The sequence below is a fragment of the Janibacter sp. HTCC2649 genome, from assembly GCF_000152705.1.
Lineage (GTDB): Bacteria > Actinomycetota > Actinomycetes > Actinomycetales > Dermatophilaceae > Knoellia.
Genome location: NZ_CH672413.1, coordinates 3859409 through 3875076, shown reverse-complemented (window position 1 = coordinate 3875076; position 15668 = coordinate 3859409). Strand labels below are relative to the sequence as shown.

Here is a 15668-nt window from a genome sequence, read left to right as displayed (position 1 = left end):
GCCGCAGGGTGGAGTTGCTACCCCGACTTGTGTGTCTTGAGGTCGAAGGCGAAATGGATCCCGACGTCCAACGAGCCATCAGGTTTCTGCGGCTTGTACTCGAGGTCGACCTTCGCGAACGCGAGCACGACCTCCTCCATCGTGGCGTCACCCTCGACGCTGACCCTCGTGGAAACGCCCGTCACGAGAAGGTCATTCATCGTGATGATCACGTAGTCCTGCTGCCCCTGGCCCGACTTGCGGACCGTCAGGGTCGCGTCCCTGATGTGCTCACCCGTGGCACACGCCTTCATCAGCAGTGGAGACGCCTTGTCGATGTGATGAGTGAAGGTGAAGTCGTGGAAGGTCGCCTTGCCTGCTCCGGCCCCTCCTCGCCCTCCTCCGTGGCCTGCGGCGCCGGACTGGGACAGGCCCCAGGACCACGACAGCACGTCGATCTCGTCCTTGTGCCTGGCGTCTCGCGACTCACCGTTGATCGCGCCGATGCGGGCGAAGATCGAGATTGTCATGACGCCCTCTTCCCATTGGCGGATGACCCCAAGATCGTCCGGTTGGGCGCCCGTGTCAACGGCGCGTCTGAGAGGGGCTCTCCGCGCCGCCATCGATCACCAGAACTGGGACAAGAACGAGTCGCAGCCTCTCAGAACGTGCCGAACAACACGCTGACCCCTCATGGCCAAAGGCATCCTCCCTGCGCGGTAACCCGCAGGCGCAGTGACAGTCGGTGACCCTTGCATTCCTGACCGAAAACCAGGACTGGGTATGCCGGGAACTCGCGCTCCCGGCATACCCAGCTTTCGTTCTGGTCAGGCCACCGTCACTGATGAACCACGGCCTCGGTTGGGCCGACAGGCGCGCTCAGCGACGGGGACGGACCGCGAGATAGACGGTGTTGGTGGACTCTCCGCCGGTGATCGGGTTGGGGAACGGGACCACGTGGGCGTCGGCGTGCTCGAACGCCTCCCCCATGCGGCGGACGACCTCGGGCTCGGGCGGTTCATCGGACCAGAGCGCGAAGACGCCGTCGTCGGTGAGCATCGCGCCCACCCGGGCGAAGCCCTCGACCGTGTAGAGGTCACCGTGGTCGTCGCGCAACAGCCAGTCGGGCGCATGGTCGATGTCGACGAGCGCGGCGTCGTAGGTGCGGTCGGCACGTCCTGTCCGCACCACGTCGAAGAAGTCGTCGGGCACGAGGCGCACCCGCGGGTCGGCGGCCATTCCCTCGGTGTCGGGCAGCAGATCGCGTTCGTGCCAGGCGATGACCATCGGCAGGGCTTCGATGACGGTCAGCTCCGCGACGCGCTGGTCCTCGAGCGCGGTCAGCGCGGTGTAGCCGAGTCCGAGTCCGCCCACGAGGACCGTGAGCGACGAGCCGGCCGACTCGGCCACTGCGGCGAGGCCGATCCGCGCCAATTCCCGCTCGCCAGTGGTGAATTGGCTCGACATGAGGAAGTCGTCGCCGAGCTTGACCTCATGGACGTCTCGCTCCGTGATGCGGTCCCAGCGCCGTCGAAGGCTGATGACGCCCCATGGCGTATCGCCGTAGTCGAGCTCCTGGATCTTCATCCGCCGAGACTAGTGGCGTTTGTCCTCCGGATATTTTTTACACAAAATTGGCCCGGGCCGGGGCTTCCCAACGCGCTGTGCGCGGCCTAGTGTCGTTTTCGTTCCCCTCCCTGGGGGTACGCGAGCCCCGGAGGTGCCACATGTTCACACGGCCAGCATCCACCCGTCGCAACCGGACCTTGGTCCAACTGCCTGCCATCGGCGTTGCCGTGGCGATGGCTGCGGCGTTCAGCCCGTCTGCGAGCGGCGATCCGGGCAACTCCGGCGACGCGCCCTACCGCGGCAAGATCGTCAGCCTCATGAACCACATGACGCTGGAGCAGAAGGTCGGCCAGCTCTTCGTCATCGAGGTGGCCGGTCGCGACGCCAACACGGTGAGCGACCTGGCCAAGGCGACGAACCAGCGACTCTTCGGCGTCGACACCCCCGCGCAGGCGATCGCAAAGTACCAGCCGGGCGGCGTCATCTACTACACGACCCGCAACAACGACGACAACATCGGCGACCCCGCCCAGGTCGCCACGCTGTCCAACGGCCTGCAGACCGCGGCCCTCGCGCAGCCGACCAAGATCCCGCTGCAGATCTCGGTTGACCAGGAGGGTGGCGCACTCGTCGCCCGCTTCGGTGCGCCGGCGACCCAGATGCCCGGCAACATGGCGCTCGGCGCTGGCCGCTCCGTGGCGGACGCGACGCGCTCGGCCGAGGTCATCGGCTCCGAGCTCGCCGCCGTCGGCGTGACGCAGGACTACGCCCCGGTCTCCGACGTCAACATCAACCCCAACAACCCGGTCATCGGGATCCGCTCCATCGGTGGCGACGCCAAGCTGGTCTCCGACCTCGCCGTGGCGCAGATCAAGGGCTACCGCGCGGGCGGCGTCTCCTCCGTCGCCAAGCACTTCCCGGGCCACGGCGACACCGGCGTGGACAGCCACTTCGGACTGCCCGAGGTCACCCACACGCTGCAGCAGATCCACGACATTGACCTGCCGCCCTTCAAGGCAGCAGCGGACGCCGGGGTCGAGACGATCATGACCGCCCACGTCGTCATGCCCGCGATCGACCCGGGTGTTCCTGCCACGATGTCGCACAAGGTCCTCACCGGACTGCTGCGCAACGAGCTCGGCTACAAGGGGCTCATCGTCACGGACGCGCTCGACATGGCGGGCGCCGCAGCGACCTACCCGGCCGACGTCGCACCGGTCAAGGCACTCCAGGCCGGCGCTGACCAGCTGCTCGTGCCCGTCCAGATGGACACGGCCATGGGCGCAGTGCTCAACGCCGTGAAGACCGGAGCGATCAGCAAGCAGCGCATCGACGAGTCCGTCTATCGCGTCCTGCTCCACAAGTACCAGCGCGGCATCTTCCAGGACCCAATCGTCGATGTGGCCGCGGCGCCCCAGATCATGGGCGCACCGCAGCACCTGGCCGACGCGCAGGCGATCACCGACCGCACGACCACCCTCGTCAAGAACGACGCCAACCTCCTGCCGCTGGCCGCCGGTCCGCGCAAGGTTCTCGTCGCCGGCTGGGGTGTTGGCACGACCCAGACGATGGCCACCGCACTCACCGCCCGCGGAGCCACGACCCAGGTACGCGAGTCCGGGACGACACCGTCCCAGGCAGCGATCGACAGCGCCGTCGCGGCGGCAGCCACCTCAGACCTCGTGGTGGTTTCGACCAACAACGCGTATGCCGTCAACACCGCTACCGGATTGCCGACCCCAGCCGCCGTGGCTCAGACCAAGCTGGTGAAGGCACTCATCGCGACCGGGAAGCCAGTCGTCGTCGCGGCGATGCGCAACCCGTATGACGTCGCGTCGTTCCCCGAGGCCAAGACTGTCGTCGACACCTTCGGCTACACGGCGGACCAGGTCGAGTCGCTGGTGCGCGTGATCTTCGGCGAGGTGAACCCGGCCGGCAAGCTCCCCGTCTCGATCCCAAAGGCGGACGGCTCCGGCGAGCTCTACCCGTTCGGCCACGGCCTCGGCTTCTGAGGCCAGACCCAGACCGACAACGAAGGCCGGGTATGCCGGGAACTCACGTTCCCGGCATACCCGGCCTTCGCTGTGGTCGACTCAGCTGCTGCGCACCGTTGCCGTGATCGGGGATTGGGTGGCGACTGGGTCTTTGAGAACGGGCTTCTCGAGCAGGGTGAAACTGAGCCAGACGACCGGGACGAGTGACACCGTGGCGATGGCGACGCGGAGGGCCACGGGTAGGTCGGGCAGGCCCCAGTAGGCGATCCAGAGGATCGGCAAATGCCAGAGGTAGAGGCTGTAGCTCGACTGCCCGATGGCGACCATGGGCCGGGACTCGAGGAGGCGACGGGCCATGCCGCCCGTGCCCGGCCGCTGGTCGATGAGCACCAGGGCAACGATGACCGCGATCGGGACATAGGTGACGCGATAGAGCCACGACCCGGACAATCCTGCGCTCGGTAGGAGCACTGCCAAGATGAACGCGAAGAAAGCCATGTCCGCGATCGCCGCATCCCGACCACCGGTTCGTCGAGGCTCGCGGGCGTGCGCCAGTGCAAGCGCCGAGCCCATGAGCATCACAGCCAAATTGCCCACGGGAAGGTAGTAAAAGGCGCTTGGAGAAAGCGGGATCGCCGCGCCGTAGAGAAGTGCCGCAAGGACAAGTGTGACCCGAGTCGCGCCAAGCGTGGAGAGGCCACGGCGTCGCATCTTCACGAGCACGATCGGCCACAGCAGATAGAACACCCACTCGACCGTCAGGCTCCAAGTCGGCACCCAGGCCTCCATCGGGAAGGCATCAGCCGCGAGGAAGAAGGCAGTGAGCTGCGTCAACACGATGAGCGAGGACCGAACGGACGCCAACGCATCTCCCGGGCCGACCAACGTCATGACCGGGCCCGCAACCAGGACCACGCCGAGCAGGGCCGGCAGCAGGCGACGGATGCGGCGAGCGAGGAACGACCGGTAGGGGGTGGACGTTGATCGAAGTGGTCGCCACAACATTCGGGTGATGAGGTAGCCGGAGAGCACGAAAAATACGAGCACTCCGATGTAGCCCGCTCCCGGCCTGGCTGTGAGTCCAGAGAAGAAGAGGTAGTGCACGTAGACGACTGCCAGGGCGGCGGACGCACGCAGCCCGTCAAGCATCCGGTCGCGCCCTACCGTGCCGCGAACGACGAGCGCAGACTGACTGCTCATGTCGACCTCAGGTCTTGCTGAAGAGGTCATAGATGTTGATCGCGGCCGGGCCCAGGATGACCACGAAGATCACCGGGAAGATGCACAGGAGCACCGGAAAGACCACCTTGACGGTCACCTTCTGGGCCTTCTCCTCGGCGAGTTGGCGGCGGACGACGCGCATTTCCTTGGTCTGCTCGCGCAGGACGCCCGCGATGGGCACTCCCAGCCGGTCGGCCTGCACCAGGGCGGAGACAAAGTTCTTGACCTCGGGCGAGGTGTTTCGCTCGGCCATCCCCTGAAAGGCCTGCCCACGGGTCATGCCGATCTGGAACTCGGACAGGACTCGCGCGAACTCGCCAGCAATCGGCCCAGTCACGTTGCGGGCAACCTGCCCCAGCGCGGCATCGAAGCCCTGCCCGGACTCGACACACACCGTGAGCATGTCGAGCGCGTCGGCGAAGCCCTTGCGGAGCTGCTCCTGGCGCCGGATTCCCGCGTTGTAGACGAGGAGGTCGGGGAGAAAGAAGAGTGCTGCGCCGCCGATGACGGCATACAGGAGGCCCGTGAGGCCGAGGCCGCCGAAAAAGAGGCCCAGGAGGGCGCCGGCGACGAGCCCGATGCCCTTGGCCCCGAAGATGCGCTCGACCGGCCAAGCGGGGGGATTGCCCGCCCGGTTGAGGCTTGCGGCGAGCCGACCAGCGGTCCCCGCAGGGGAGAGTCGCCGCGCCACTCCTTTGAGGCCCTGCTCGAACGGCACGACGAGGCGGTCCTTCGCAGCCAGCTCGGACTTGGCGACGGTACTGCTGTCCGGACGGTAGTTGACCAGCTCGAGTGACCGGGCGACACCGGTCGTGCCGACTCCGATGGTGCCGATGAGCACAACGGCGACGCACAGTGCAACCGCAACAAGGATGGCTGCGACGATGAGCATTGCTCAGACCTCGATCTGGATGACTTTGCGCATCCACAGTGTTCCGATGACCATGCTGACGCCACTTCCCAGCAGCATGAGGATGCCCACGGTCCTGGTCCAGAGCAGGGACGTGTAGGCCGGGTTGCTCCACGCCATGTAGACGAAGAGCAGGATGGGGAGCCCGAGAAGGATGTAGGCCGACAGACGACCCTCGGCCGACAGCGAGTTGACCTGACGCTTGAGCGACTCACGCTCGCGCAGGGTGTGGGCGGTGGTGCGAAGAGTGTCCGCGAGGTTGCCACCGACGTCGCGCTGGATCCGAATGGCCATCGTTGTCCAACGCATGGCCTCGCTGTCCATGCGGACCGACATGTTCTCGAGGGCGTCCGAGACGTCGGCGCCGATGCGCGTCTCGGCGAGCGTCCGCGAGAACTCCTTGCCTGCAGGCTGGGCGGAGTCGCGAGCGACCGCGTCGAGCGCCTGGGTGAGGCTGAACCCGCTGGCGAGCGTCGTGGCCACGAGCATGAGGATGTCGGGGAGCATCTGCTCGAACTTCTTTGCCCGGCGGCCGGCAAGCATTCGCAGCACCGCGGCGGGCAGGAAGTAGCCCAGGGCAATGCCAATGGGAACGGTGAACCACCACGGCATGGCGAGCACGACCGGGGTCAGCGCTCCCCCCACGACGATGGCCACCACGCGCAGAACGAACCATTCCCCGGCCCTCAACGGGAGGTCGGCACGCTGGATGAGTGCCATGGTGCGGCTCGTGGTCTCGCGACCCGCCATGACCCGCTCCCCCATCCGCACAGCGGACTGCGCCACCACGGAAGCGTTGGCCTCGGCCTTGCGAGGCAGCCGGGACGCTTCACCCAGTGTGTAGTGCTCGACCTGTGCGACGCGGTCGTGCCGTTTGGACCGGAAGGGGTCGAGGACCGCGATGACCAGCGTGAGGGCGCCCACGAAGAGTGCGATGAGCGCCGCTATGAGGGACTTGCTCATCCCTGTTTCGACGCGCGTGAGCGTGGCTGGCCCGACCCCAGCCTCCGGGACCACGACGACCGACTCGCTGGATGACGGTGCGGGAGTGCCGACCTCGCCGAGATCGACTGTGGATTTGATGGAGAAGGGACGGCCCGTGGCGGTCCCCTGCACCACGACCGGCACGGAGCCGGTCATACCCGGCGGCCGTGTGATGTCGAACTGGACCTGCGACTCGAGGACCTTGGCTGCTGTCTGGAATGCAGTGCGCACTCCCTCGGCGTCGGTGGCTTGGACCACGGATCCGCCGCCCGCCTTCGCAAACGCGGCCAAGGCCTCGGGATCGTTCTCCCCCGTCGTGAACCGGACCACCTCCACCCGGACCTGGGAGGCGGTGAGCGCCTTTCCCGCAGCCGCCAGGCCCGAGGCGCGGTCACCCACGGTGTTCTTGCCATCGCTGAGCAGGACGATGCTGCGGTCCCCCGTGGAGCCGAGCATCCTCACGGCCTGCGTGACTCCGCTGAACAATGCGGTGTTGCCGTCGGCACGGAGGTCGTCGACGACAGCCTGAACGGCCGCGCGGGCGGTGGTCGGCGCGATCTCGGGCCCGGCCGTGTTCCCGAACGAGACGACGCCGATCCTCACGTCCTTCGGCGCCGAGGCCAAGAAGTCCTTGACCGCGGTGCGCACTGTCGCCATGCCGGAACGACCCATGGAACCGCTGGTGTCGATGAGCAGCACGGTGGTGCGTTGGGCGCGTGTGGCGGGCTTGGATGTCACCGGCGAGGGTCGGCCGTCGAGCGTGGCGATCATGCCCGGGTCGATCGAGACGATCTCCTCCCCGGGGCGGAGGGTGAGCACGCCTGTGACCCGGTCTGTCGTCACCTTGATGCCGCCGATGGAGCCTGGGATGGGGTCGGCCGCGGTCGCCGATATTGGCACACACAGGACCGCCATCGCTGTCAGCACGACGGACAGCAGCGGTCGCAGGAGCGTGCGCGGGCTCATCGCATCGGCGGGGCGAAGAGTTGGATGGGCAACTCGACCCCGAGGTCGTGGAGGTCCGCGGTGAACTTCGGGCGGATTCCGGTGCTGCGCAGCTCGCCCAGAAAGCGGCCGTTCTCGTCGCGGCCTGCGGCGAAGTCGAACGCGAAGAGGTCCTGGAGAGTGATGATGTCGCCCTCCATGCCCACGACCTCGGTGATCTGCACGATCCTCCGGGTGCCGTCCTTGAGACGGGCCTGCTGGATGATGAGGTCGATAGCGCCAGCGACCTGCTCGCGGATCGCGCGCACCGGTAGGTCAACCCCGGACATGAGCACCATCGTCTCCAGACGCGACAGTGAGTCGCGAGACGTGTTTGCGTGCACGGTCGTGATCGAGCCGTCGTGGCCGGTGTTCATGGCCTGCAGCATGTCGAGGGCGGCGCCGTCTCGGACCTCACCGACGACGATGCGGTCGGGGCGCATGCGGAGGGCGTTGCGCACGAGGTCGCGAATGGTCACCATGCCGGAGCCCTCGATGTTGGCCGGGCGCGACTCCATGCGCAGGACGTGCTGCTGGTGCAGCTGGAGTTCGGCCGCGTCCTCGATGGTGATGATGCGCTCGTCCCCGGGCAGGAACGACGACATGACGTTGAGGGTCGTCGTCTTCCCGGAGCCCGTGCCGCCCGAGATGATGATGTTGCGACGCCCTCGGACGCAGGCCCACAGGAAGTCACGGACCGGGGGCGTGAACGTGCCGAAGGACACGAGGTCCTTGTCGGTAAATGGATCTGCGGCGAACTTGCGGATCGTGAGGATGGCGCCGTCGAGCGCGATCGGTGCGACCACGACGTTGACGCGCGAACCATCGGGCAGTCGGGCGTCCACCAGCGGACTGGCCTCGTCGACGCGTCGACCGATGCGCCCCACGATTCGGTCGATGATCCGGCGGAGGTGCGTCTCGTCGGTGAACCGGGCAGCGGTGGGGTAGATCTTGCCCGCGCGCTCGATGAAGATGCTGTTCGCGCCGTTGACCATGATCTCGGTGACCTCGGGGTCACGCAGCAGGGGCTCCAAGGGGCCGTGCCCAAGGATCTCGTCCGAGACCTCCTGCGCGATCCGGGTGCGGTCCGAAAGGGACAGGGGCTTCTGCTCGGCGTCAATGACCTCTTGGAGGGTCTGCCGCACCTGGCTGGCGAGTTCGCTCTCCTTGAGGTGTGGGTCGTAGAGCCGAGGTCCGAGCGAGTCGATGAGGCCCTGGTGCACGCGCTCCTTGACCTCCGTGAAGGGATCAACCCGACGGGTCTGGGGCTGGTCCCCTGCCCGCGCGGGCACGATCGGCTCGTGCGCGCGGCGAACGGTGTCGAGACGGTCGGCAAGGCTCATCGACTTCTCCTGCTGAAGAGGCTGCGGCGGTGGGGTTCTTCGACCGGGCCACCGAAGCGGCCACGGATGTGGGTGTCGGCGATCTCACGAAGGGCGACACTCACGGGGTCGCGTGGGGACTCGAGGACGAGCGGGACTCCACGGTTCACGGAGGCCGGGACCGACGTGCTGGCCGGCACGCTCACGGCGATGGGTGCTCCGATCGCCTGGACGACGTCCTCGGGTCGCAGCCCAACCTTGACGTCCGCGCGGTTGAGGACGATGACGCGGGAGTCGCGAGGGCTGCCGAGGGCGTCGAGAGTCTCTAGGGCGAGCTTGAGGTTCTTGACTGCTGGGATGTCGAGGGTGGCGATGAGGACGAGCAGGCTGCTCACGTCGCAGGCCGCGAGCACGTGCTCCGTGAACGACGGAGGTGTGTCGACGATGACGTAGTCGTAAGCCCCTGCTGCCACCCTGAGAAGCTCGGTGACGACCGGTGCGCTGATCCGGTCCGCGAGCGAGGGGTCGGTGGGTGCGGCGACGACGTCGAGACCGCTCGCCTGGTGGTGCGTCACCAGTTGAGCCAGACCCTCGGCGTCCAGGTGGCCGTGCATCGCGACGGCGTCGTGCACCGAGCTCGTCGGGATCAGCTGCATGCTGATCGCGACGTCACCGAACGAGAGGTCGAGGTCGACCAAGAGGGTCCGCAGGCCGCAGAGGGCCAAGTGGGTCGCCAAGTTGGTCGACATCGTGGTCTTGCCGACACCGCCCTTGGCCGAGAAAACGGTGACGATCCGCCCCTGAGGGACGGCGGTCCCCCCGTGGTGGCCGGCGAGTTTGGCTGTGAGGTCTCGGCTGCGTCGGACCGCGTCCGAGAGCGCCGGGGCGTCGTCAGAGGCGATGACCTCGCGGAACCCACTACGCAGGGCCTGCCCCATCGTCGTGACGTCGAGCCGGTGGCGCAGCAGGATGAAGCCCACCGCGGGGCGTTCGGCACGCACGGACTCCACGAGCAACGACGCCTCGTCGATGTTCACCTGCGCGCCGATGACGACGAGGTCCGCGTGCGGGTCGTCATCGAGCGCCCGGTGGACCAGTGGCGCCGAGCCGAGGAGGAGCACCTCCCCAAGGGCGAAGTGGTAACGGTCCTGAGCCCCCGGCTCGTTGTCCCACAAAATCGTCATTTCACGATCCCGTGATAGCCGAAGTCGTCGGTCGACAGGTTCGGAGGCACCGTTGTGTCCGGACCCTCGAGCGCGAAGTAGATGTGCTTGGCCGGGTTGTTCTGCGGATTCGCTCCGTGCTGGATCGCGTGTACGAGTTTGACCGAGTCCGCGGGTGTCAGCTCGACGGTGACGAGGTAACTCTGCACCGGGGTCGAGGTCGTGGGCGCGGCCCCCTTGTCCTTTTCGGCCTGCTCGGTCGCCACAGGAGCCGACAGGCTGGTCGTACCAATGCCGATGACCGAGACCTTGGTGAGCAGGACGCTCGTTCCCTTGACGCTCAAATCGTTGTACTGGGCCGTCGCCTCGTCGGTGCCGAGCTTCTTGAGTTCATAGGTGTCGTAGATCGTGATCGTGCTTCCGGCGGTCACGAACGCCCCCACCCGGTTTGGGTCCTCGAGGCTCACCGAGACCGCGACCATGCCCGATTTCACTCCGATGGCCTTCTGCCCCAACCGTTCCGAGCCGAAGGCCGCACTGAGCACAACCTGGCCGGGCGGCAAGTCCGCGCGCGCGACGAACGAGCTGTTGTCGGACGTGATTCCGGCGAGCGCTCCCGCGGGCTTGGCCTTGCTGGCCACTTGAGTGCGTGTGATGAGACCGCTGCGCTCTGCGTCCTTGAGCGTCGTGCCGGCGGGGACAACCTTCTCCGACACGTAGACCGTCTGGGGCTGCTGACCCTCGAGCGCGCGCTTGTCGGCCCCCTGGGCGTACAGCAGCACGAGAACCGCGCCGGCCAGGGCGAGCACGACGGCAGCGGCAAGGGCAATAACACGACGACCCATGGAGTCAGATGCCTTTCTTGGTGGACCGGACCGGCATCAGCCGGCCGAAACAATGACGGAGAGCCCGTAGTTCAGGCCCCCCGGCGGAACGACGCCGCCGGTGGGGTTGGCGAGCACACCGCTGACGAACCATCCAGAGATGCATTTCACGGAGCCGCTGCAGGGGGGGTTCCCGGTGACCCAACTGTTCTTGGTGCCGCCAGGGAGCGAATAACCGCTCAAGAAGAATCGAGCCACGCCGGCCAAGTGATATTTGGCGTTGGCACCGTTGCCTGAATTGCAATCCATGGCAGGGGTCACGGCGCCTGACCCGTTGTTGACGATGCAGTCGAACACGGGCAGATCGATCGTCGGTCCGTTGTCATGGATGTTGGCCATGGGGACCTTGCATGCGTTCGGAAGGGAAGCCCCTGTGTCGATCCCTGCCCAGTAGTCCACGCCGTTGGTGGAAGTTGCCGTCGTGCTACAGGTACCTGTCGTGTTCAGATAGCCAAAACCGCCGGGAGCGTCGCCACCGCTGGGCGTCGCCGGGCATTCACCGTCGCCTGGGTCGTGGAGCGTGATCATGAGCTCACGACCCGGCGTATTCGGAGTGGTGGCCGCCAGCGGGAAGGGGGACTGCCCCGCCCCGCCGTACCCGGGCCAGGCCCCAGTGGGGGGCGGGTAGTAGGACGTCCCTCCGCTGGAGAACTTGTCCCATTCACAGGTGGAGATGGTGATGGGGGACGTGAACGCCGCGGCGGAGGGCTTCCCCCACGCGGCACGAGCACACGAAATCACGTTGCTCGTGTCGGGACCGGTGTCATTGGCCTTGGTGAACGGGTTGGGGATGAGGGGTTGGCCACCCTCGTTCGCCCGGACACGGACCTCGACGTACGGCAGGGCTGTCAATCCGCTCGGCACGGGTGGGCACTCCCGCAGGGCGCCGACGCTCGGGGAAGAGGTACACACAGGCAAGGTGCCAACGATCGACCCGTTGGACTTGCACTGACGCTCGATCGGGTGCGTGCGCGCGCCATTGTTGATGGTGTTGGCGCTGGCCAGTGCCGGAAGTCCGTCCGCATCGATGTTGCAGTTGCTCTTGGCGCAGCTCTGCGCCAGAGCCAATGCCGCTGCGTCGGCCGCAGACTGGGTCTGCCGTCGCTCAAGGATGATCTGGCCAGCGTCGACCGACCAGGCCAACAGGCCGGTCACAACGAAGGCACCAAAGAGGACTGCGACGAGAACGCCGACCGCGCCCCGCTCCTCGCGTCGTCGGAAACTCTGAGCTTTGTTCGTGGTCATCCCATGCACCTCATCGACGACGTTGCCCTCGGGGTGGGAGCCGTGATGCCGCCGCCCGGAAACAATCCGCTGATGGCGCCCAGAGCTACCCAGTGGAAGCCGCTGACCGTGACCGTCACGCTCCTCTGCGAGGTCGCGGTGAGAGCTGCGGGGCATACCGCCGTGGACGTGATGGTGTGGGTCCCAGAGGACACGCCGTCGAGTCCTGGCATCGAAGCGTTGGCACGAGCAGCGATCTCGCTGTCGGTGTAGCCGAGCGCTGCCATCCGGGCGCCCTCACGAGCCCCGTTCGTGACCATGGACTGGACGAGGAACATGCGGCCCATGTCGATGAGGCCAAAGAGCACAAGGAGGAGGAGGGGCAGCAGGAGGGCAAACTCGACCATCGCTGCGCCACGCTCGCGGCGACCACGCATGAGCCGAACCCCCTTTGACGACATTGAAAACGACGAAACGTGCAGGTCTCACCTGCCTGTGACACCGCGAGGTCGGCAGCCCGACGGGCCGCCGACCCGCAGCGCTGACCGGTCAGATGGACGTGGCGATGGAGTCGAACATCGTCGAGATGTTCTTGCCGAGGAGGGCCGCCGCGACGCCCACCACGACGGCGACGAGGGCGACCATCAGGCCGTACTCGACCATCGTCGCGCCAACCTCGGAGGCAATCCGCTTCCGCAGTCGCATGATCTGCTCAGACATGAGGCGTCCGTTCTTCGAGCTGCTTGGCAGGGGGCGGGTCAGGGGAACGTCAGGCCGGCGAACATCGTCGAGATGTTCTTGCCGAGGAGGGCCGCCGCAACCCCGACGACGACGGCGACGAGAGCGACCATCAGGCCGTACTCCACCATCGTGGCGCCCTTCTCGTTGAGGCGCTGGTGGAACTTGATGAGAGTCTTCGACATTGCATTCCCCTTGTGGGTGGACGGTAGTACGGCCGACGACGTCGACCCGGCGATGATCTTCCTCCGCAAATGAAGATTTCGGACATGGCCCGAACTAGTCAAAGATAGTTAGTCATTATGGCTAGAAGAGATGACTAATATGGCTCTTACAAAACCAGACATACCGCGTGCGTCTGTGGTAAAAACGGTCCAGAATCGCTTCGCTGAGCACGATCAGCGGCGTCGTTAGACTTGGCCCTTTACACCTTTATGGCCCTGATGTCTATAGTCATCAGGGGCGGCAGAATCTGCTGCATCCCGCCCAGATAGTTACGCCATGTAGTCCATTTTTGCCAAGCAGCCCTCCCACCTACATTGGGGACGACATACTTCACGGCATGCACGGTCTTCGTCAGATCGACCTGGGACGCCTAGTGTTCGTACCGTTCTGCGTGGCCCTGGTCATTCTCAACACGATGAGCCTGCTCGACCCGGATAAGGGGCACACGCCACTGCAGGTCGTGAGCACGGTCGCAGCGCTCGCGTTCTACACCGTCCTCACCGTGATGTACCTCCGGCGAGCTGCCCCGACGCGCACAGACGGGCACCTCGGACGAGGGGTCGTGGCGGGAATTGCCACGTTCTCTGGGTTCGTGATCCCCCTGGTCGCACCGGGCGGCGCCGGGCAGGCTGTCGTTGCGGTCGGTTCGGCATTCGTGGCCGTCGGCATCACACTGTCGGTCTGGGCGCTGCTGCACCTGCGAACGAACATCAGCGTGGTGCCTCAGTCACGTCAGCTTGCTTCCAGCGGTCCGTACCGGTTCTTCCGTCACCCGTTGTACGTGTTCGAGTACATCAGCGCAATTGGTCTGGCCATCGTGAACGGTGGCGGGTGGGGGTGGGCTGTCGTGCTCGTGCTCGCCGTCCTGCAGGTCCTCCGTGCGCGATGGGAGGAAGCACTCCTCCACGAGCAGGTCGAGGGCTACTCGGCCTACGCAGCCCGCACCCGCGGATTCTCGTGAGAGGACGCTGGGACTGGAACCTTCTCGGCGGCTGGATCCTCGCCCTTGTCGTCCTCCGAGCCGCACGGATGACCGAACGTGACCCCTACTGGCAGGCAAGGGACGGGATCGAGCGGTCCGCTGGGACGCCGATGTCCAGGCCCGACTCGTGGAGCTGGGCGCAGCCTGGAGGACTCTTCCGTCCGACGTCCCCGCTCTGGAACAGCGCACTCGGCCTCGGTCATCAGGGGCTCGGCGTCGCAGGGATCGCCCTGGTCGGCGCCGCGGGCATGCTCGCCTACTTCGGCGTCGCCGTTGTCGTCGCCCGACGACTCGGTGCCCGCCCACTGCCCACCCTGGCCGCAACGGTCTTCACTGCCATCCTCGCTTTGCCCATGGTCTCGCCCCGGGCGACCATCGTGGTGCAGGCACTGCTCCTTGTCTCTCTGGCCCTAGGCCACACCCTCGTCACCCGGACGCTTCCCCGGGCCTGGTGGACAGTAGTCGGCGCCGCCCTGGTGGCCGCAGCCCTCGGCTGGTTCGGTGCGTGGCTCCACGTGTCTTGGTCGGTGACCTCGCTTGGTGTGGCCGCCGCATTGCCCCTCCTCGCACTCTTGTCCGGCGTCGACCGATGGCGGGTCGGCCTCGCCGCAGCGGCCGGCATGGCTCTGGCTGCGGGCAGCACCCTCGGCCCCTACGGATTGTCTGTCTGGCAGCTGCTGCTCGACGTGAGTTCCGCATCGGACGGCCAGATTGTCGAGTGGCTGTCCCCCTTCACGGCCGGCCTTCGTCTCCGCTGGCTCCCAATCGCCCTGATCGTTCTGGCACTCGGCGCCGTCACCGCCCAGTGGCTCTTTCGACACCGCAGCGGCGCTCCAGGCTCCCTCGAGCGCGGTTGCTGGGCGCTGGAAGTCATCCTCGTCGGTATCAGCCTTGCCGCAGCCAGCGCCGGCATGGTCGCGATCCGATTCCTGGGAGTTGCCGCTCTCACCCTCCTCCCAGTGCTTGCTGCCCGGCTCTCAGCGGCGACTATCCGGTGGCGTGCCAGTCCCCGCCGCAGCCCCTTCGTGCGCACTCGCCTCACAGCCGACTACTGGCGGCCGATCATGGTGGGCGCCCTGGTCGTGCTCATGCCACTCGCCCTCGTCCAGGCCATCGACCCCGGGCAGCCACAGGAGGAGGAGATCGCCAGGTCACTCCCCCGAGGTTGTCGGCTCTTCGCCGACCCTGACACCGCAGGCGCCGTTCTCCTGCTCCGTCCCGATGTGAAGGTGTGGGTCGACATGCGCACCGAGGTTTACGGGTCCGCTGCCTACGCGGAAGCTCGGAGACGCCTGCTCGCGACCGATGGGGTTGTCGTGCCTGAAGGGGCAACCTGTGCCTTGGTGTCACCGTCGGCTCCTTCAGTCACCGCTGATGGAGCGGGCGGCAACGCGTGGATGAAGGTCAGCACAACAGCCGGGCTCAGCCTGTGGGTTCCCGCCTGACATGCGTCACTCTGCGGCCGCGACCTCGTAGCGCCTCAGCCGGA

At 66.5% G+C, this 15668-nt stretch carries 15 protein-coding genes; 3 read left to right on the top strand and 12 right to left on the bottom strand.

Going from position 1 to position 15668, the window contains the following annotated elements; genetic code table 11:
- Positions 1 to 17: 17 nt before the first annotated feature.
- The gene (locus JNB_RS18495) at positions 18 to 509 is read right to left on the bottom strand and encodes a type VI secretion system tube protein Hcp (protein ID WP_009778059.1); all 492 of its coding nucleotides are present in this window, start codon (positions 507 to 509) and stop codon (positions 18 to 20) included.
- Positions 510 to 858: 349 nt separating this feature from the next.
- A complete protein-coding gene (locus tag JNB_RS18490) occupies positions 859 to 1566 on the bottom strand; it encodes a spermidine synthase (protein ID WP_009778058.1) in 708 nt (235 codons plus the stop codon).
- 140 nt (positions 1567 to 1706) lie between these two features.
- Between JNB_RS18490 and JNB_RS18485 the strand changes: the two genes are divergently transcribed.
- Positions 1707 to 3560, top strand: a complete 1854-nt coding sequence (locus tag JNB_RS18485) for a glycoside hydrolase family 3 protein (protein ID WP_009778057.1) — start codon at positions 1707 to 1709, stop codon at positions 3558 to 3560.
- Positions 3561 to 3641: 81 nt separating this feature from the next.
- On the opposite strand, the gene JNB_RS18480 is transcribed toward JNB_RS18485, so the two are convergent.
- The 10 genes from JNB_RS18480 to JNB_RS21070 all read right to left on the bottom strand — a co-directional run bounded on the left by JNB_RS18480 (position 3642) and on the right by JNB_RS21070 (position 13157).
- On the bottom strand, positions 3642 to 4742 hold the full coding sequence (locus tag JNB_RS18480; protein WP_040883978.1) for an acyltransferase: 1101 nt from the start codon (positions 4740 to 4742) through the stop codon (positions 3642 to 3644).
- 7 nt (positions 4743 to 4749) lie between these two features.
- A complete protein-coding gene (locus JNB_RS18475) occupies positions 4750 to 5655 on the bottom strand; it encodes a type II secretion system F family protein (protein ID WP_009778055.1) in 906 nt (301 codons plus the stop codon).
- Positions 5656 to 5658: 3 nt separating this feature from the next.
- Complete coding sequence (locus JNB_RS18470) at positions 5659 to 7623, bottom strand: type II secretion system F family protein (RefSeq protein ID WP_009778054.1); 1965 nt, start codon at positions 7621 to 7623, stop codon at positions 5659 to 5661.
- Complete coding sequence (locus JNB_RS18465) at positions 7620 to 8984, bottom strand: CpaF family protein (protein ID WP_009778053.1); 1365 nt, start codon at positions 8982 to 8984, stop codon at positions 7620 to 7622. Before JNB_RS18465 ends, JNB_RS18470 begins: the two co-directional genes overlap by 4 nt.
- Positions 8981 to 10147, bottom strand: a complete 1167-nt coding sequence (locus JNB_RS18460) for an AAA family ATPase (protein WP_009778052.1) — start codon at positions 10145 to 10147, stop codon at positions 8981 to 8983. The genes JNB_RS18465 and JNB_RS18460 overlap by 4 nt, the downstream gene beginning before the upstream one ends.
- Positions 10144 to 10971: an RcpC/CpaB family pilus assembly protein gene (locus tag JNB_RS18455; protein ID WP_040883977.1), complete on the bottom strand. Its 828-nt coding sequence runs from the start codon at positions 10969 to 10971 to the stop codon at positions 10144 to 10146. Before JNB_RS18455 ends, JNB_RS18460 begins: the two co-directional genes overlap by 4 nt.
- 36 nt (positions 10972 to 11007) lie before the next feature.
- Positions 11008 to 12255 carry a pilus assembly protein TadG-related protein gene (locus JNB_RS18450; protein ID WP_009778050.1) on the bottom strand — a complete coding sequence of 416 codons (1248 nt, stop codon included), beginning with the start codon at positions 12253 to 12255 and terminating at the stop codon, positions 11008 to 11010.
- Entirely contained in the window at positions 12252 to 12671 is a 420-nt protein-coding gene (locus JNB_RS20735; protein WP_158306155.1) for a TadE/TadG family type IV pilus assembly protein, read from the bottom strand. Before JNB_RS20735 ends, JNB_RS18450 begins: the two co-directional genes overlap by 4 nt.
- Before the next feature lie 112 nt (positions 12672 to 12783).
- Entirely contained in the window at positions 12784 to 12954 is a 171-nt protein-coding gene (locus tag JNB_RS18440) for a Flp family type IVb pilin (protein ID WP_009778048.1), read from the bottom strand.
- A gap of 38 nt (positions 12955 to 12992) precedes the next feature.
- Complete coding sequence (locus tag JNB_RS21070) at positions 12993 to 13157, bottom strand: Flp family type IVb pilin (RefSeq protein ID WP_009778047.1); 165 nt, start codon at positions 13155 to 13157, stop codon at positions 12993 to 12995.
- A gap of 377 nt (positions 13158 to 13534) precedes the next feature.
- Between JNB_RS21070 and JNB_RS20730 the strand changes: the two genes are divergently transcribed.
- Both JNB_RS20730 and JNB_RS18430 read left to right on the top strand, forming a co-directional pair.
- Positions 13535 to 14158 carry an isoprenylcysteine carboxylmethyltransferase family protein gene (locus tag JNB_RS20730; RefSeq protein ID WP_009778046.1) on the top strand — a complete coding sequence of 208 codons (624 nt, stop codon included), beginning with the start codon at positions 13535 to 13537 and terminating at the stop codon, positions 14156 to 14158.
- Entirely contained in the window at positions 14155 to 15624 is a 1470-nt protein-coding gene (locus tag JNB_RS18430) for a hypothetical protein (protein ID WP_009778045.1), read from the top strand. Before JNB_RS20730 ends, JNB_RS18430 begins: the two co-directional genes overlap by 4 nt.
- Positions 15625 to 15668 lie beyond the last annotated feature (44 nt).